An 18094-nucleotide genomic window follows, 5' to 3' on the forward strand; every position below is an offset into this window, starting at 1 on the left:
ATTAAGTTTCGTCTGTGCGCTGTCGTGGTTGCTCCCCAAAACCATAAAGGCACAAATCAGCAATGAGTTGCCCGGGATAAATACTGTCTCTAAACTATCTACAGCGTATCCCGATTCCGCCTATACACTGCTCAAAGTGCTCATTGCTAAGGCCAGGCAAGACAAAAACCGCATAGCGGAGGCTACCGGCTTGCAACAAATGGGACAGGTGCTTCATCATGAGGGTAACTATGCTGCCGCTATCAGCAATCTCCTGGAGGCGGAAAAAATCTTCCGGGCAGAAAATCAAACCCGCTACCTCGGGCAAACCCTTAACTACCTGGGCGATGTGTATTATTATAATAAAGAGCCCCGGCAGGCGATGCGGCAGTTCAATGAAGCGCTTCGCCTATTCAGAAAGCTGAAAGATGATAAAGGTATTGCCAGAAGCTATGGTGAGATCGGCCATCTTTATGAAAAGAAAACGATCTATGACTCGGCCTACCTGTACCAGCGACTGGCGATGGACCACCTGGTGCATATCGGCGACAGCGCTTCCCTTGCCAAGATATATGAGAATATTGCCAGCATCATGGAAGACCAGGAACGGTACGACTCCTCTTTATATTATTATCAGGCCTCTCTCCGGCTGAATGAACGTTTTCACAATAGCATTGCCCAGATAGAGGTAGTCAATAACCTGGGAGACATATACCGTAAAACAGGCCGGTATGCTATGGGGCTGCAATATTCAAGACGGGCCATGGCCTTGTCGCAACAACTGAATGAGCAATACCAGCTGAGCAGCGCCTACCGGGATATCGGGAGGAGCTATGGCTTAATGAATCAATATGACAGTGCTTACTACTATACCGAGCTGGCCCGCGTTTCACAAAAAAAAATTTACGAAACCGAGAATACCCGGCAGATTGCGCTGATACAGGTACTCTTTGATACGGAAAAAAAGAACTCGGAGATCACCCGGCTCAATGCCGAAAAGAGAATAAACATCATCATTACCACAGCTTCCGTCATTATCCTTATCCTGCTGCTGTTCCTTGCGGTATTAATTTACCTCCGGCAAAAGCTGAAGATCAGAACAGAGCAGGAAATGAGGGAAAAACAGCAGCATATCTTCCAAACTGAAAACGGGTTGCTGGAAACCGAACTGAAAAACAAAGCGTTGGAAGAATCCAAATTAAAACAGCAGCTGGAAGTTAAAAGCAAAGAGCTCTCTTCTTATATCCTGCATCTGATACAAAAAAATGAAGCGCTGCAAGCGATAAAAACAGACTTGAATGAGCTGCTGAAAGATGATAAAAGGGACCATAAGAAGCATTTAAAGCAACTGCTATATAAAATAAATATCAGTGTAAGCCAGGATACTTATTGGAGAGAGTTCAGGGTAATTTTCGAACAGGTCCACGAAAGTTTCTTTGATAGTGTAAGAGGAATATGCGCTAACCTGACAGCCAACGATTTAAGATTGATTGCATTACTTAAAATGAATCTCAGCACATCGGATATCACCACCCTGCTTGGGGTCTCTGCCGACAGCCTGCGGGTGATCAGGTACCGCCTCCGCAAAAAGCTGAAGCTGGAGCAGGGAAAAAACCTCAGTACTTTCCTGCAATCGCTTTAAAAGCGCTATTTCATCTCCCCTCAGACCGTTTTGGAGACCGCGCTCATGTTAGGGTAACAATTTGATAATTGGAGGTTTTGTTTCGGAAGTCAATATTGATAATCAATTATTTAATTGCATTTTGTTCACCCTGATCATGGCTTGTAACGACCGCTGTTAACGGTGTTGCCTTTTCGTTTATGCGCCTTTTTTCATTTTTAAAAAGGCTTTCCTCAGTTTTGGGCCGCAAAAACAGGTATCGAATTTATGCGCCTAATTCTAATTTTACCACTCTTATCGTTACTCCTGTTTATGGGAGCGCCTGCGATGTCCCAGGCCTTAAGGGGTCAGATCATTTTTGAACAGACAGGGGAAGCAGTTACCGGCGCCGTGATAAGGACAGATGGCGGATCTTATCATGCCATTTCAGGGCTGGATGGCAGTTTCACGATTAAAGATATCCCCCCGGGCGATTACCAAATAATCGTTTCCCTGGTCGGTTTTAATACGGAGATCCGGAACGTAAAGCTGACAGACAACAGTACGGTGCTGCCGGTGATTGAGCTTAAAACGGGCCAAAAAGAGCTTTCCACCGTAATAGTGACAGCCGACCGGGAGAAAAATAACGACGCACAGGCCCGGAATTTGGAAAAGAATGCCAACCAGGTGATGAATATAGTGTCGGCCAGGGCAATTCAGATTTCCCCGGACTTAACCGTTGCCAATGTAATACAACGTGTTTCCGGCGTTACCGTGGAAAGAAACAATACCGGGGACGGGCAATACGCCTTGCTCAGGGGAATGGATAAGCGCTACAACTATACCCTGGTAAACGGCGTAAAAATTCCCAGTCCTGATAACAAGAACAGGTTTGTGCCGCTTGACATTTTCCCGGCAGAATTGCTTGACCGGCTGGAAGTAACCAAGTCCCTTACCCCCGACATGGAAGGTGACGGAATCGGCGGAGCCGTCAACCTGGTGATGAAGGATGCTCCCAATAAGCTGCTGATCTCCGGCAATGTTGCAACCGGGTTCAACACGCTGTTTTTTGGCCGGCCCTTTTATACCTTCGATAAATCACAAATACAAACAAAGTCGCCTTACGAATTATTAGGCAGCGCTTATCCCGCACAGTCCAGGGATTTCAATCCGGGCTTGCTGGATATGAAAAAGATAGGGATTAAACCCAATCTGTATGGCGGTATTTCAATAGGCGATCGTTTTTTCGATGATAAGCTGGGCGTTTTGGTGGCCGGTAGCTATCAGAACAGCTTAAGGGGCAGCAACAGCACTTATTTTTCCTTTAACACCGCTACCAGCGACGCCTCCAACCTGCCTGTATTGACCGGACTCGACCACAGAACCTTCTCAGAAGAGCAAACCCGCGCAGGGCTGCATGCCAAACTGGACTATCGTTTTTCAGAAAACCACAAGCTGCAGTTCTACACCGCTTTTCTTGATTTCAAAACCTATCAGGTAAGGGACGAGCACAAAACAGATCTCTCTGTTGGTTACGACCCCGAAAATGACAATTACAATTTAGGCTACGATACCAGGTTCCGTTACACCCATCAGCAGATATTTAACAACACCCTGAAAGGCGAGCACAGCTTCTTTAACAAGCAATTTGAGATGGATTGGTCGGCAGTCTACTCAAAAGCGACCAATGAAGTGCCGGACAACAGCGAAGTACATGTGGCATCAACAGTAAGGAACGGTGTAGAAAACCCCAGATCCGTAGTGGTATTAGGCGGTGCAGAAAGAAGATGGGAACATAACTCGGACGAAGATAAGGCCGGTTACATGAACTTCAGATACCACCTTGGCCATGAAAATACACCGATCGTCATTTCAGCCGGCGGCATGTATCGTGATAAACAAAGAGCTAATTTTTTTAATGAATACCAATTCCGGCCCCTGGATGAATCAAAGCCGGAAGGCACGCAAAACAATCTGATAGAAGGTACCGACTGGAACAACTACAGCGACATAAAATTCATGGTTTTCAATCCCCTCGGCTCGACCGGCGATCCGCTAAACTATCAAGCGTCTGAAAAAGTTGCAGCAGGCTATTTACAGGGAAAAATAACAAGCCGGAGATTCGAAATCCTGGCGGGTGCGAGAGTGGAAAATACCGATCAGGGATATTATCTGGAGCATGTGGTAGAGGGCCTGCAAAATGAAGGAAATCAGAAATATACCGATGTACTGCCCAGTGTCAACCTGAAATACAAGCTGAACGGCAACACCAACCTGAGGGTTTCTTATTACAAAGCCATTAACCGTCCAAGCTTTTTTGAGATCGTCCCTTACCGTATTGTAAATGAAGATTTCACGGAGGCCGGCAATCCCGGCTTAAAGCATACTGTTGCACATAATGCCGATATACGTTATGAGATATTTCCGAAGCCATCCGAGCAATTTATGGCGGGGGTTTTCTATAAAAAGATAATGAACCCTATTGAATTTGGGATGGTATTGCAGGGACAGGGCTCTTTTTATATGCCGGCAAATTTCGGGAACGCCACCAACTATGGCCTGGAGCTGGATTATACAAAATTCATTTACAACTTCGGGATCAAGATCAATTATACCTATATCAATTCAAGTATCACCACCACCAAACTTTTCTACTATGACAATCCTGATCCCAACGCTACCGAGCATGTACTGGTAAAGAATGTAAACCAAACCCGCAGACTGGCCGGGCAGGCTGCACATGTAGCCAACCTGATATTGTTATATAAAGGCATCCGGAGCGGTATTGACGCGCAATTGTCGCTGGCCTATACCGGCGACCGGCTGTATGCCGTATCCCGCTACATTGATAATGATATCTGGGAAAGCGGATTTGTACAGTTAGATGCTTCGGCGGAGAAAAAAATCGGCGGCCGATACGTTGTATTTGCCAAGGCTACCAACCTCCTGAATACCCCTGTTAAAGATTACGTAAAACGTATCAATACCGCAAACAGCCATGTACCGGATTATGAAGCCTTCAATAACGGCACCATGACCCGTAGCGATATATATGGCCAGACTGTCATGATCGGCATCCGGTTTAAATTTTAAACATGAAAAATTAAAAAACACAATAATTAAACAACATGAAACAGCTAACACTTAAACTGCTCCTGGTTATCGGAGGGATCACCCTGATGAATATCGGCTGTAAAAAAGACGATAAGGTTGATAACTCCATAAAAGGGATCACACTGGCGAAATCGACCGCTACATTAAAAGTAGGCGAATCCACGACCCTGACCTACACCATTTTTCCCGAAAATGCAGCCAATAAGAACGTCACATGGTCAACCTCCGATGAAACAGTGGCAACTGTTGATAACAAAGGGGTGGTTACCGCGGTAAAACCCGGTAGCGCTGTCATCACCGTTACTACGGAAGACGGCGGTGAAAAAGCCACCTGCTCCGCGACGGTAACCAGGAGCGACGCCGTCAATGTAAGCGGCAATGTGGACGGTACCTGGGCTAAATATTCTGTGATCAATGTAACCGGACACATTAAGGTTCCGGCAGGTAAAACACTGACTATTGAAGAAGGCGTGGAAGTAAATGTGAGCACCGGGGGTCAGGATGCCAACAACACCAAAATAGAATGGATTGTGGACGGCAGCCTTTATATCAAAGGGACTCCAGCTAATCCTGTTCTTATTTCTGTGCCGGCAGCAGAAAGAACCACAGCCAATACTTTCAAGCGTTTATGGGGTGGCATTATTGGCTCCACCACCTGCCCTGAAATGCTGATCGACAATGCTATTATTGAATACACCGGCGCCATCACCACGGCTACCTCTCCATCGGTAACAGCAGGATTGTTTAAAGCCGGCGGCGGCGAGGGCATGGTGGCATTCAACACCAACAACCCCAAGGGGAAATATGTGATCCAGCACACCACCTTCCGCAGCACCGGCGAAGATGCCATTTATGTACAGGGCGGCAGCTGCATATTTACCAACAACACGTTCTACGCCGTAGGTGAAGCCGGTGGTGAAGCCATCAACGTAAAAGCCGGCTGCAAAGTGGATGCCGCTTATAATTTGATGTACAGCGCGAATACTAACGCCTTTAAACTGTCTAACTCCGGTTCTTCCCCTACCCGTGCAGAAGCCCAGATCAATGCTTACAACAATACCATCGTTGCTACCGGCTGGAGAAGAGATCCTAACGGGCCTAAAGGCGGATCTATCTGGGCGGAGAAAGGCGCGCTGGTGAATGTATACAATAACCTGGTTATTAACGCCATGTTCCGCGCCAAAGCCCCGAAGTGGCAGCAGAATGCTACCGATGGGCCGGACCTGAACAGTAAGATAGATTATAATTATTACGCTGCTGGCCCGCAAACAAGCAACATTCCGCAACATATTGCCAACGGTACTGCCAGCGGTTACGATGGTTTTAAACCCGGTGTAAAGGACGCTGTTTATGGCGCTCATGACATCTCTGGCACCGGACCCGGCGATAAAGATCCTATGTTCGTCAGCTTCCCGTTTGTTACCAATGGCCTGCTGGACTTCACTTTTGACACTGCCTGGGATTTCCATTTGAAAGCAGGTTCTCCGGCGCTTACCGGCGCCAAAACGGATATCACTCCTTACTTTAGCAGCACCGGCGTAACGGTAAACGGCACTACCTACAAATCACCAGCCGCATCAGCATTCTTCGGTGCTTTTGGCGCCAATTAAATCGTACCGGTACTTATAATAATAATAAAAGAATTTTTGAAAGCAGAAGAAACCGTTCCCGATCAATGGGACGGTTTCTTTATAAATGACAATGATAATGTTAAAAAATTATTCCTATCAGTTATTTGCAGCGTCGGCGCTTATAACACTTGTCAGTTGCGAAGTCCATGCCCCCAAGCAAGGCGCTGAAGGCAAGAATATGCAAGCCCCGCTTAAGCCGACCCTTATTACAGACATGGTGGAGTTTGATACAGATGATCCGGCCATATGGATCAACCCGGAGGATAAAAGCAAGAGCCTGATCATCGGCACCGACAAGAACGAGCAGGGTGGCTTGTATGTTTTTGATTTGGATGGAAAAGAAATAAAGGATAAAACCGTAAAAGGACTGAAAAGACCCAATAACGTGGATATTGAATATGGTCTTTTGCTGAACGGAAAGCCGACGGATATTGCAGTAGCAACCGAAAGGATGACACATAAGCTCCGGATCTACAGCCTGCCGGATATGAAGCCGCTTGATAATGGCGGCATACCTGTTTTTGAAGGAGAAGATCAACCTGAATACCGGGATGTGATGGGCATTTCTCTTTATAAAGATCCTGAAGGAAAGATCTACGCTATCGTAGGCAGGAAAACCGGCCCGCTGGAAGGCGCTTATTTGTGGCAGTATGAATTAGGAGACGACGGAACAGGAAATGTCAGTGCAAAGCTGGTAAGAAAGTTCGGCAGGTTCAGCGGAAAGAAGGAAATAGAATCTATTGCCGTAGATGATAAATTAGGCTATATCTATTATTCCGATGAAACAGTAGGCGTACGCAAGTACTACGCCGATCCCTCCAAAGGGAATAAAGAGCTGGCTTTATTTGGCCAGGGACAATTTAAGGGAGATAACGAAGGCATCTCTATTTATGAAACAGGCGACAGCACAGGCTATATCCTGGTATCTAACCAGCAGGCCAATACCTTCATGGTGTATCCCCGGGAAGGCGCAAAAAATAACCCGCACCAACACGATCTTATCGCTGAAATCCCCGTTTCCACCATTGAAAGTGATGGTTCTGAGGTAACCAATGTGAATCTGGGTAAGCAATTTCCCAAAGGGCTTTTTGTTGCCATGAGCAATGGGAAAGTATTCCAGTATTACGATTGGAGAATGATCGAGCAATACTTGCCTTAAACAGGGCTTAGGGCAGCCTTGTCACAGGTATTGCAATCTGAGCCCGTCTGGATTTATTTTATAGGGGTAAAAGGCTTTGCTGATCAATAAATCAGGCAAAAACATAACTTTGCACCCGGGACTGTCAGACAGTAAATAACCAAGCTGATAGTGCTCGCCTGACAAGCTTTTGTAAAAAATTAACCGCTAAAAAGACGGATGGTAGTAATAAATCAGAATCGTTCTTTTCCGATCGGGAATGTATTGTTCACATTTGCATTGGCATCTGAAGCTGCCGAGGTATTCTCCGAATATAACCATTTGATATGTGGCATAGGAAAAGTCAATGCAACTTATAATCTTCTGAAAGCAATACAGGACAAAAAGCCGTCATTGATCGTTAATTTAGGTTCTGCCGGCAGCAATTACTATAAAAAGGGCGAAGTGGTTTGCTGTACAAAATTTGTACAACGGGATATGGACGTCAGGGGGCTGGGATATGAACAATACGAAACGCCATTATCGGGATTACCCCTTGTGCTGGAATATGGTCTACAGATGGAAGGGCTGCCGGAAACGATTTGCGGAACGGGCGATAATTTTGAAATGGCACATTCTGCAACGATTTATAATGTTGTAGATATGGAAGCCTATGCCCTGGCCCTGGTAGCCATGAAAGAAAATATCCCTTTCCTTTGCCTCAAATACATTTCGGACGGTGCCGATGGCAACGCAGCGGAAGACTGGACAGTACAGGTACACAAAGCAGCTATGGCTTTTGGCGAAGCATTAAAGCTGGATAAGAAAGATATTTCGGTATTGTAAGTAAAGAGGCCTGCAACAGTGGCTTGATCGGGATCATTTTTTTGCTGTCTTCGGCATAAATTGCTTGAATGTGTCACCCCGTAATCCGATTCTTAGCGTTTCCAGTGGAATAACATCGTCAGGCGATATATTGCCCAGGTTTACGTTGGGCCCGAGCTGGCCTATAAACCACGCTTGCTGGGATTTATTCGGAGCCTCCCAAAGTATTTTATCTTTAGGGATGTTTTTCAATATTTTGTTAACCAGGGCAACATGGGCATTCCCGTTAGGGCGATATATGCCGACAGTCCCGCTTTCTCGCGATTCAGTAATTACCTTCCATGCGCCCGATTCTATCTCTTTGTTCATCATAGAAATCCAGATCTTTGGATGGATGATTACTCCCGCCTCTTTAGAGCCGACCTCTGACAGCACGGTAAATTCTTTTGACAGCGCTTTTATGTAGCGGCATTTTTCTTCGTGCGGTATATGCAATGAACCATCAGATACTTCTGCATATTCTATTTTAAGCCTGTTAAGCAAACGGCGGTATTCGTCAAACATATCCCGCACAACGAAGGCTTCAAAAAGGGTTCCTCCAAGATAGGTTTTTATTCCGGCTTCACGATATAGGTCCAATTTCTTATTCAGATCCTTGGTTAAAAGCGAAGTGCCGAAACCCAGTTTGACAATGTCCGTGAATTCTTCGCTAACATCTACCAGGTCCGAGGCTTGACGCAGGCTAAGCCCTTTGTCCATTACCATTGTTATACCACGCTCCCGTGGCTTATTACTTCTTTCGGGCAATCCGGGCAATTCAAAGTTCCTCATTTGTTCCTTATGAGCTTAAGCTGGAAATTGATTATAAAAATTAACGCCAATTTAATCCGGGCGCGACATGCGTCAAAATGGAAGACAGGAGATGCACATTGTAATCAACTCCCAAGGTATTGGGTATTGTCAAAAGGAGCGTATCCGCTTCCTGAATAGCTTCGTCCTCAGCCAATTCTTTTACGAGCTGATCTGGTTCTGCAGCATAGCTTCTTCCGAAAATAGCGCGTTTGTCCTGTTCAATCATTCCGATCTTATCGACTCGATTGGATTCCTGTCCGAAGAGATAGCGATCTTGATCGGTTACTATTGCAAAAATAGACCGGCTTACCGAGACCCTCGGTTCGCGCTGGTGCCCCGCTTTTTTCCACGCTTCTTTGTACAGCCTGATCTGCTCGGCTTGCTGCATATGAAAAGGTTTGCCGCTCTCATCGTATTTCAAGGTAGAACTTTGAAGATACATTTCGTTTTCAGCCGCCCAAACGGCTGTGGCATTGGAAGCGGCGCCCCACCAAATACGTTCCCGCAATCCTTCCGAGTGCGGCTCCAAACGCAGCAGGCCCGGCGGATTCGGAAACATCGGGTATGGGTTAGGCTGGGCAAATCCGACACCTTTTAGCTTGTCCAGGAATTCCAGCGCTTTACGGCGTCCCATATCGGCATCGGTCTCTCCTTCATCCAGCTCATATCCAAAATAGCGCCATCCATCGATTACCTGTTCCGGCGAACCCCTGCTGATGCCCAACTGCAACCGCCCCCCCGAAATCAAATCGGCGGCTCCGGCATCTTCCACCATATACAGCGGATTTTCATAACGCATATCAATTACACCCGTACCAATCTCTATTTTGCTTGTTTTGGTGCCGATCGCTGAAAGCAACGGAAATGGTGATGCCAGCTGGGCCGCAAAATGATGTACCCGAAAATAGGCGCCGTCTAAACCCATTTCTTCGGCAGCCACCGCCAGATCAATAGACTGCAGCAATGTGTCGCTTGCTGTACGGGTTCGGTAAGCAGGGTGCTCAGACCAATGTCCAAACGATAAAAATCCTATTTTCTTCATCTTCTCTCAGGTTCTTATTTTCGATTATTCAGTCTACTGATTATCAATAGCCCGTGAAAAAGAAAACGGCCCGTCATGTTGTTGAAATGATCAGTATTTATAACTTTTTTTCTAATGTAATAGAACTACCGGATATGCAAAAAATTCGAACTCTTGCTCCATGGCGCTCAAAACATTGGCATTTTTACCGAAATAGGCAAAAATTATGAAATAATGCAAAGATCGAAAATTTAATCATTCTTTTCTCTGCCGATAATGTCCGCAAAATACCTGAAAGCGGGTAAGAACGATGAATATTTTGCCGGAATCCGCCAAGTAATTACCTTTGCCGCCCTGGAGAGGTGCCAGAGTGGTCGATCGGGACGGTCTCGAAAACCGTTGTATGGGCAACTGTACCGAGGGTTCGAATCCCTCCCTCTCCGCAAATAAAAAGCATCCGGCAACGCCGGTCGATGGGATCAGCAAAGCTAATCCCTCCCTCTCCGCCTTGTTATACAATAGCCTGCTAAAACATGATTTTTAGCAGGCTATTTCATTTTGAATTATCTGCCGTTCATAAATAGCCTATATAAACTCAGCATAATTATAAAGATTTGCAAGTTCGAATCTCTTCATCACTAAACTTTCCGTCATTATACTCAACATAAAGATGCAAATATATTTGCGCAACCCAAAAGCTGCATATATTTGTAACCCGAAGGTTGCTCAATTAATAATCAAGAATGAAACAAGATATATTCCAGGCTATATGAGACCCAACGCGCAGGGCTATTTTAACGTTAATCGCTATCCAGGCATTAACACCAAAAATTAGATTATGAGAACAATCAATCCTTGGATCAACTTCAATGGCAACGCCGAAGAGGCATTCACCTTTTACAAATCAGTTTTTGGGGGAGAATTCACAAAGATCATTCGCTTCAGGGATCTGTCGGGTCCTGAATTTCAGGTTGCAGAAGACGAAGCAAATAAAATAATGCACATTGGTTTACCTATTGGCAAGCACAATGTACTAATAGCCAATGATGTTCCGGAATTTATGGGACGAGTAAACGAAAACGAAAACAGATCTAAAATATTTGTGAGCGCTGAAAGCCGTGAAGAAGCCGACAAAATATTTAACGGATTATCGGCAGGAGGAGAGGTTGAAGGGCCCATGGGCGACAGTCCTTGGAGTACATACGCCGGAATGTTTAGAGACAAATATGGTATTGAATGGGTTGTGGAATTTGATCCAAATGATAACAGGCAAATTTAGCCGAAGAAAAAAGCGGTCCCTTACATGGCCGCTGCCCGACATTTTTACTGCTCCCCTATGCCCGGCCCAGGTATTTCCGCAAGGGGGGTGGAAGGGGCCGTTGTATAAGCGCGTGCTGAAGGGTCCACTTCTGCCCTTCCGAAGGCTCTTCAAGAAAGCGGACCGTCTTTGCCTCGCTGACGGCCACGGGAACGCCGTCGCGATACAGGATACGATTGCCCTGAAAGGCGGGAATGCGCTTCCCGGGCGTGATGATCCCTGTGAGGTTCAGCGGATCGGCTGCGCTGACGGCCACCAGCATACCGGAGCCGCCCTCCTTTTTGTGACGCCGCAGCTCAATGATCACCTCCGGCAGGGCAAACTGCTCTCCCCATACTCCTTCCACAAAACGTCCGCCGCGTATCTGACCCCGCGCCTCCAGCGTTCTGAAGATGCGGACCATATCCCGCCAGGGCGGCGCCAGGTTTTCTTTTTCGACCAGCTTCCGGAAAACGACCCCGTATCTTCTCAAAAGTGCCCAGGCAACTGCCGTCTGATCTTCTGCTGCGCCGGAAGCGCCTTGTGCCTGCCGCCTTTCGCCAAGCAGCGACCAGCGTCCCGCATAGTTCATCGAGAAGACCTCCGTATTCCGTCGCGTTCCCGCGTTGGTTTTGTATTTATCGGGTATCAGCAAGGCCCGCAGACCGGTAAAGGAATCGGAGCTGACCAGTCCCGCGCCGATCAGCTCTGCCAGGGCGTCTTCGGCCTGGGAGGGAAACAACCGGGTATGGCTGCAGATATCATCAAAAAATGAAGCGCCCTGCCCCTGCAGCATTTCCCATACCATTATCGCCCTGGGGGAAAGCTGTACGGTGATTTCCCCGGGGGTAGCGGGATAATCTTTTTTCCATACTTCCAGGTGCGTACGGTTTACAAAAGTCAGCGGGGTGGTCCTGACCGGGCCGCCGGCCTTCTTTTCCCCGTTGGTGGGAGCCGGCGGGCGAAAGCGTCCCCAGGCCACTTTGCCGGATATGCAAAGCAGGTCCAGCCACTGGTGGTCGTAATCGCCTACCCGCGCCGGAAAGATATCTCCTTCCCAGGCAGCTGCCGGCGCCTCAAATCCTTCGAGCTTCAGAACAGCCTGCTCCAGCGCCGCAGGTCCCTGACCCTGGTTGCCCTGCTCCAGCTGATGCCAGGAAAAAAGGAAACGCATAAAATCGGCCGACGACACCGGCCGGATCTCGCTACGCAGCTTTTTTACCGTGTAGCGGTGGATGCGGGCCAGCAGCCGGCGGTCGCACCACTCCTGCTCCGCAGCGCCGGTAAACGTGCCGCGGAATACAAAACCTTCCTGCTCAAGACGGCACAGCGCCGCTTCAATGGCTTCGGGAGAAAGCTGCATCAGGGTTGCGAGGCGTATAGCCGTTACCGGTCCCATCACCTCCAGCCTGCCCCGGATCAGCTCCGTCAGCGCGTCTTTACCTGCCACCATGCTATCCAGCCACTTGTCCGGAACGGTTACCGCCGGCTTTAGCGCTTTACCCGGATACAGCTCCCGGATAAAAGGCGTCCGTTCCGTGGCCACCCATAGCACATGCCCTCCGTCCAGCTCCAGGGCGGCGGCCCGCCCGTTTGCGGTTAGCTCTTCAAAAAAACGTATCCAGCGACCTTCTTCTCCTTCGTCGCCGGTGATAAACCCGGAGAGCAGCAGCGCGTCGTGCAGCTCATCGGCGTTCGTGGCTTCCGGCCAGGCCTCGGTCTGCACTGCCGTGATGGCGCCGGGGTCCAGCCGGCCGATATCATTGGCTTCTGCAGGGGACAGCCAGCGCCTGTTCTTTACGGCGAGGGTACGGCGCTCCTCGAGCGGGGCGTCGTCCAGGAAAGCGTAGGGCCGGGCATTCAGGATTTCGTGGGCCAGCGGGGAAGGCTCTTTCAGATCCCGGGCAATAAGGCCGACCTCCCCGTTCCCCATCTTCCGCAGGAGCGCCTCGAGCGCCTCGATATCCATGGCCTCATAGAGGCAATCATGGATGGTCTGGTTCACCAGCGGATGATCCGGCACTTCACGGTCGCCGGGTATATTCTCCAGGCAGGCCAGCTGATCGGGAAATACCTGGGCAATGAGGTCTTCGGACTGCATCCGCTGCAGCTGGGCGGGCACCTTATGGTCAGCCCGTCTCCGGATCACCGCCAGCGCCCGGGAGGCATTCCAGCGCCAGCGTATGCCAAACACGGGGGCATCGAGCATGGCCTGCACCAGTACTCCCCGCACTGTCCTGGGATTCAGGTAGCTGAATACCTCCTCGAGCGGAAAGCTGTGCGTGGACCCCAGGGAGAGAATAATGGCGTCGTCGTTGGCAGCGGCCTGCAGCTCAAAGTTGAACTTCCGGCAAAACCGTTTGCGCAGGGCCAGCCCCCAGGCTTTGTTCAGCCGGCTTCCGAAGGGAGCATGTATGACCAGGTGCATGTCGCCCGCCTCGTCAAAAAAACGTTCCATCACAATATTGTTTTGCGAGGGCATCGTTTTCAGGGCGGCCTTGGCGGTAGCCAGGTAATCGGTGAGCTGAGCGGCAGCGGCGGGCAAAATACCCGTCTCGCTGATCAGCCAATCCATCGCCTCTTTTTTCCAGGCGGGTACCGTTTCAGCAGCCGGATCATCTTCCGGGATGTCTTCCAGGTCGCCCAGCTTTGCCGCAATCTCCTCGCGCAGCCGCGATACGGCAAAAGACAGCTCGGCGGTCCTGCCGGGGGCTTCTCCCAGCCAGAAGGGAATACCGGGCGGTTGCCCTGCGGCATCTTCAACCCTTACCTTGCCGCTTTCCACGCGCAGTATCTTCCAGGAATTGTTGCCCAGCTGGAAAATATCTCCCGGGAGGCTTTCCACGGCAAAATCTTCGTTGACGGTACCCAGAAAAATGTCTCCGGGCTCCAGCATTACATCGTATTCAAAATTATCAGGGATGGCGCCCCCGGAGATAACGGCGGTAAGGCGGGCGCCTTTGCGGGCTTTTAGCTTCGCGTTGACCATGTCATGATAAAGATAAGCCGCCCGCCGCCCCTTCCTGCCGGTAAAGCCTTCGGCAAGCATCAGGATCACCTCGTCAAATTCCTTACGGGTAAGATCGCGGTAAGGGTAGGCTTTGGTGACGAGGTCAAACAGCTCGTCTTCTGTATAATCCCGGCAGGCGGTTTCGGCCACGATCTGCTGGGCAAGAATGTCCAGCGGCTTTTCCGGCATGATGATCCTGTCCAGCTCGCCGCGGCGGACGGCATCCAGGATGGCTGTGCAGTCCACCAGCTCGTCTCGGGTAAGCGGGAAAATAATTCCCTTCGGCGTTTTGGTAACGCTGTGCCCGGAACGGCCGACCCTTTGCAAAAAGGCGGAGATGGATCGGGGCGATCCGATCTGGCAGACCAGGTCGATGCTGCCCACATCGATGCCCAGCTCCATGGACGCCGTGGCTACCAGGGCCTTCAGCGACCCGGATTTGAGCTTTCGTTCCGCATCGAAACGCTGCTCCTTAGACATGCTGCCATGGTGGGCCAGCACGTAACCCGGCCCTACCCTTTCGTTCAGGTTGTGCGACAGGCGCTCCGCCAGCCGGCGGGTGTTGACAAAGATCAGGGTGGTCTCATGACTTTCGATCAGCCGGATCAGCTGGTCGTATATTTCGGTCCATACCTCCCCGGGCATAACCGCGGTAAGCGGAGAATCCGGGATGGCGATGGAAAGGTCCAGCCGGCGGGAATGACCGGTATCGATGATCCTGCAGGCCCGTTCTGCAGCATTTCCGGAAAGAAACTTCGCCACTTCTGCTATCGGTTTCTGGGTGGCGGAAAGCCCGATGCGGTGCAGTTTTTTTCCTACCAGGGCTTCCAGGCGCTCTACCGACAGGGCCAGATGAGCGCCCCTTTTATCGCCCACCATGGCATGTATCTCGTCGACGATCAGGGTATGTACGGTCTGCAGCATCTTCCGCCCGCCGGCGGCAGTAAGCAGCAGATAAAGGGATTCGGGAGTTGTTACCAGGATGTGCGGCGGCTGCCGCGTCATGGCGGTGCGCTCGGCGGCCGGCGTATCCCCTGTCCGGACCGCCACCCGGATATCCGCTGCCGGAAGGCCCTGCTTTTGCAGTTCCCCGCAGATGCCCCCGAGGGGAAACTGCAGGTTGCGTTCAATATCATTGCCGAGCGCTTTCAGGGGGGAAATATAAATCACCTGTGTTCCGGCCTGTAATCTTCCTTCCAGACTTTGCCGTACCAGGTCGTCGATCGCGGAAAGAAAAGCGGCCAGCGTCTTTCCCGATCCGGTCGGCGCGGCAATAAGGGTATTGCCGGAGGCTTTGATCGCCTCCCAGGCCTGCTCCTGTACCGCCGTCGGCAGCGTAAAGGTCGTTTCAAACCAGTCCCTTACCGCTTTATGGAAAAGGTGAAGTGACATACTGCAAAATTACGAATAATCATGTCAACGGCCTGTTTTCAGCCGGAATCGGATTAAACAGGAAATATCCTCAACAACCCGGGAAATCCGGATATTCCCCGCGGGCGGAGACAGGCTTAGCTTTGTGTTCACAGGCCGGCAAGCGCTGCTGCACAGCTTCATAAGTCATTTCAAAAACGTTTCTATGCAAAATCATCTCCGGCAAATGGCCCCACTGGGCTTAAGGCTGATTATCGGCTTCGGGTTTATGGCGCATGGCTGGGCCAAGATAAGCCGGGGTACAGCGGGTTTTGAGCGGCTGCTCGCCCGGACAGGGATACCCCTTCCTCACCTGGGTTCGGTAGTCGCGCCTTATGTAGAGCTGCTCGGGGGACTTGCCGTACTGCTGGGTATATTCATAACAGTTGCCGCCCTTCCCCTCATCGCTACCATGCTCGTGGCCATGCTCACCATCCATATTCATTACGGATTCAGTTCCGTAAATACCATCGGGTTAACGCCGGAAGGGCCGGTATTCGGTCCCCCGGGTTATGAAATAAACCTGCTATACATAGCGGGCCTCCTCTCGCTGATGCTTACCGGGGCCGGCGCTTTCTCCATCGACAGGCTGCTCCGAAGAAACAGGAGGGTGCGGGAATAATTATATCACCAAACAAAGATTAACAGGAGGTTTTGCAGTCATCCGCCGCCGGTTCCGGGAAGCGAAAGGCGCGTCTCCACCTCGCTGCTTTTTAAGATCAGCATGCCCAGCCTCGCATGTGAAACCCCTTCTTTTAAGCGATGGGTAAAATGAGGCCGTCCGTTTTCTACAACCGATTCAAAATAGCCGAACTGCATCCCGGCATGTTGAGCAAACAGATCAGCGATCTCTGTGTAATGGGAAGAGAGGATAAAACGGCTTTTTTTCCATAACAGCAGCTTTTCGATCACCAGCTGCGAGCAGTCCTGCGCATCCTTGAGATTGGTGCCCCGGAACATCTCATCAATGAGCACAAAGACCTTCTTTCCCTCGTTCAGCAAAGTGCCCAGCTCACCTATGCGACGGACCTCGCTGAAGAAATAGCTGTAGCCTGCCGCTATATTATCGGTAAGATATATATTGGTAAAAATATCGTCAAACACAGGAAGCACGGCGCTTTCCGCAGGTATGCCCATGCCGATATGGGCGAGGTAGACGGCAATGCCGGATGCCTTTAAGAAGGTGGACTTCCCCGACATATTTGATCCGGTAAGAAAAAGGAAATGTTTCGCGTCATCCAGCGCAAGATCATTTCTTACGCTTTGGGACAGAAACGGATGCCAGAGCCCTTTTATAGAGACAGCGCGGACTTCCGGATCAAATGCAGGCCGTGTCAACCCATATTTCAATCCTGCCTTTGCCATGGACAATACTGCATCCATCTCATAAAACAGATCCAGCAACTGCTGCAGCTGCTCGCGGTATTTCCGGCGGAAAAAATCATCCAGATAATAAATATGATCGGCCTTTAGGTTCTTAATGCCATAATCTTCCTGTAAAAACCGTTTCGAATCCGCCTGATAAAGCGTTGCCAGCCGGCGGGCAACGTCCCTGACCAAACCCGGAGCCTTTTCGGATAGGTGAGCGGGCAGGACGGCGTTTAACCGGGAAATAAAGGAAACCAGCCTCCGGATGCAGTTATCCAGGTAGTAATAATCCGAGGCGTACCGAAATAAATACCACATCCCCGCATAGCGCGCCCGGAGCTTGTTTTTATATTTCAGCGGTGCAATCGTGCTGTACAGATAGCCGGATATATATTTGGCCTCATTTCGGGTAAACTGGCCCTCCCAGTCGCTGATATGGCGGGTAAAATAGCTCACCATCTCCTGCATTTCAAGGATATCATCCCGGTGGGTAAGCGGGTGGAGGAATCTCTCTTTCAGCCGGCCGCTCCCCTCTTCCGTAAGGGTCATATCCATGAGCCCGAAAACCGTTTTCTGTCCGGCGCTCTGGAATATTTCGAGGTCATTAAGGGTTTGAACATCCATACATCTTCTATTTATAAACCTCCGACCGGGCAAATAACCCAACCCGCAGATTTCTACATATACATAAAGAATTGCACCCAGGCAGATGTGAGATGGGCGCTCTTAAGCAGCTCCGAAGTCCTTGCATGAAAAGCCTTGTTGCCGACCTGTGTGCTTTTCCGTTGGCATTCCAGACGTTTTTTTTCGTGCCGTCATGCTTGTTATCATAAAAATATTAAGGTTGTGTAATATACACTATTCTCCTCT

Annotated in this window: 11 protein-coding genes and 1 tRNA gene; 8 read left to right on the top strand and 4 right to left on the bottom strand. The window is 49.7% G+C overall.

The window, feature by feature from the left end; translation table 11 throughout:
- Nucleotides 1-136 precede the first annotated feature (136 nt).
- From ABD851_RS06900 to ABD851_RS06920, 5 genes are all read left to right on the top strand, one after another.
- Complete coding sequence (locus tag ABD851_RS06900) at nt 137-1621, top strand: tetratricopeptide repeat protein (RefSeq protein WP_344977522.1); 1485 nt, start codon at nt 137-139, stop codon at nt 1619-1621.
- A gap of 246 nt (nt 1622-1867) precedes the next feature.
- A complete protein-coding gene (locus ABD851_RS06905; RefSeq protein WP_344977525.1) occupies nt 1868-4672 on the top strand; it encodes a TonB-dependent receptor in 2805 nt (934 codons plus the stop codon).
- Nucleotides 4673-4707: 35 nt separating this feature from the next.
- Nucleotides 4708-6303: an Ig-like domain-containing protein gene (locus tag ABD851_RS06910; RefSeq protein WP_344977528.1), complete on the top strand. Its 1596-nt coding sequence runs from the start codon at nt 4708-4710 to the stop codon at nt 6301-6303.
- 199 nt (nt 6304-6502) lie between these two features.
- Complete coding sequence (locus tag ABD851_RS06915; protein ID WP_344977531.1) at nt 6503-7483, top strand: phytase; 981 nt, start codon at nt 6503-6505, stop codon at nt 7481-7483.
- 198 nt (nt 7484-7681) lie between these two features.
- Nucleotides 7682-8287: a 5'-methylthioadenosine/S-adenosylhomocysteine nucleosidase family protein gene (locus ABD851_RS06920; RefSeq protein WP_344977534.1), complete on the top strand. Its 606-nt coding sequence runs from the start codon at nt 7682-7684 to the stop codon at nt 8285-8287.
- Between the two features lie 33 nt (nt 8288-8320).
- Here ABD851_RS06920 and ABD851_RS06925 read toward each other — a convergent pair whose 3' ends face one another.
- Together ABD851_RS06925 and ABD851_RS06930 are read right to left on the bottom strand one after the other, a co-directional pair.
- Nucleotides 8321-9097 (bottom strand): phosphosulfolactate synthase, encoded by a 777-nt coding sequence (locus ABD851_RS06925; RefSeq protein ID WP_344977537.1) that lies wholly within the window; start codon nt 9095-9097, stop codon nt 8321-8323.
- Between the two features lie 40 nt (nt 9098-9137).
- Nucleotides 9138-10160 (bottom strand): LLM class flavin-dependent oxidoreductase, encoded by a 1023-nt coding sequence (locus ABD851_RS06930; protein ID WP_344977540.1) that lies wholly within the window; start codon nt 10158-10160, stop codon nt 9138-9140.
- Between the two features lie 335 nt (nt 10161-10495).
- Here ABD851_RS06930 and ABD851_RS06935 point away from each other — a divergent pair.
- Together ABD851_RS06935 and ABD851_RS06940 are read left to right on the top strand one after the other, a co-directional pair.
- Nucleotides 10496-10582, top strand: a tRNA-Ser gene (locus ABD851_RS06935).
- 395 nt (nt 10583-10977) lie between these two features.
- A complete protein-coding gene (locus ABD851_RS06940) occupies nt 10978-11418 on the top strand; it encodes a VOC family protein (RefSeq protein WP_344977543.1) in 441 nt (146 codons plus the stop codon).
- Nucleotides 11419-11473: 55 nt separating this feature from the next.
- Here ABD851_RS06940 and ABD851_RS06945 read toward each other — a convergent pair whose 3' ends face one another.
- Nucleotides 11474-15838 (bottom strand): DEAD/DEAH box helicase, encoded by a 4365-nt coding sequence (locus tag ABD851_RS06945; RefSeq protein WP_344977546.1) that lies wholly within the window; start codon nt 15836-15838, stop codon nt 11474-11476.
- Between the two features lie 184 nt (nt 15839-16022).
- On the opposite strand from ABD851_RS06945, the gene ABD851_RS06950 reads away from it, so the two are divergent.
- Entirely contained in the window at nt 16023-16478 is a 456-nt protein-coding gene (locus tag ABD851_RS06950; protein WP_344977549.1) for a DoxX family protein, read from the top strand.
- A gap of 38 nt (nt 16479-16516) precedes the next feature.
- Here ABD851_RS06950 and ABD851_RS06955 read toward each other — a convergent pair whose 3' ends face one another.
- Entirely contained in the window at nt 16517-17848 is a 1332-nt protein-coding gene (locus ABD851_RS06955; protein WP_344977552.1) for a MutS-related protein, read from the bottom strand.
- Nucleotides 17849-18094 lie beyond the last annotated feature (246 nt).

This window comes from Compostibacter hankyongensis (assembly GCF_039541075.1).
GTDB lineage: Bacteria > Bacteroidota > Bacteroidia > Chitinophagales > Chitinophagaceae > Compostibacter > Compostibacter hankyongensis.

Bases quoted from the DNA above. Each gene is read 5' to 3' on its own strand.
- ABD851_RS06915 (WP_344977531.1), top strand. From the start codon at position 6,503: ATGCAAGCCCCGCTTAAGCCGACCCTTATTACAGACATGGTGGAGTTT.
- ABD851_RS06930 (WP_344977540.1), bottom strand. From the start codon at position 10,160: ATGAAGAAAATAGGATTTTTATCGTTTGGACATTGGTCTGAGCACCCT.
- ABD851_RS06950 (WP_344977549.1), top strand. From the start codon at position 16,023: ATGCAAAATCATCTCCGGCAAATGGCCCCACTGGGCTTAAGGCTGATT.
- ABD851_RS06920 (WP_344977534.1), top strand. From the start codon at position 7,682: ATGGTAGTAATAAATCAGAATCGTTCTTTTCCGATCGGGAATGTATTG.
- ABD851_RS06910 (WP_344977528.1), top strand. From the start codon at position 4,708: ATGAAACAGCTAACACTTAAACTGCTCCTGGTTATCGGAGGGATCACC.
- ABD851_RS06925 (WP_344977537.1), bottom strand. From the start codon at position 9,097: ATGAGGAACTTTGAATTGCCCGGATTGCCCGAAAGAAGTAATAAGCCA.
- ABD851_RS06955 (WP_344977552.1), bottom strand. From the start codon at position 17,848: ATGGATGTTCAAACCCTTAATGACCTCGAAATATTCCAGAGCGCCGGA.
- ABD851_RS06905 (WP_344977525.1), top strand. From the start codon at position 1,868: ATGCGCCTAATTCTAATTTTACCACTCTTATCGTTACTCCTGTTTATG.
- ABD851_RS06945 (WP_344977546.1), bottom strand. From the start codon at position 15,838: ATGTCACTTCACCTTTTCCATAAAGCGGTAAGGGACTGGTTTGAAACG.
- ABD851_RS06940 (WP_344977543.1), top strand. From the start codon at position 10,978: ATGAGAACAATCAATCCTTGGATCAACTTCAATGGCAACGCCGAAGAG.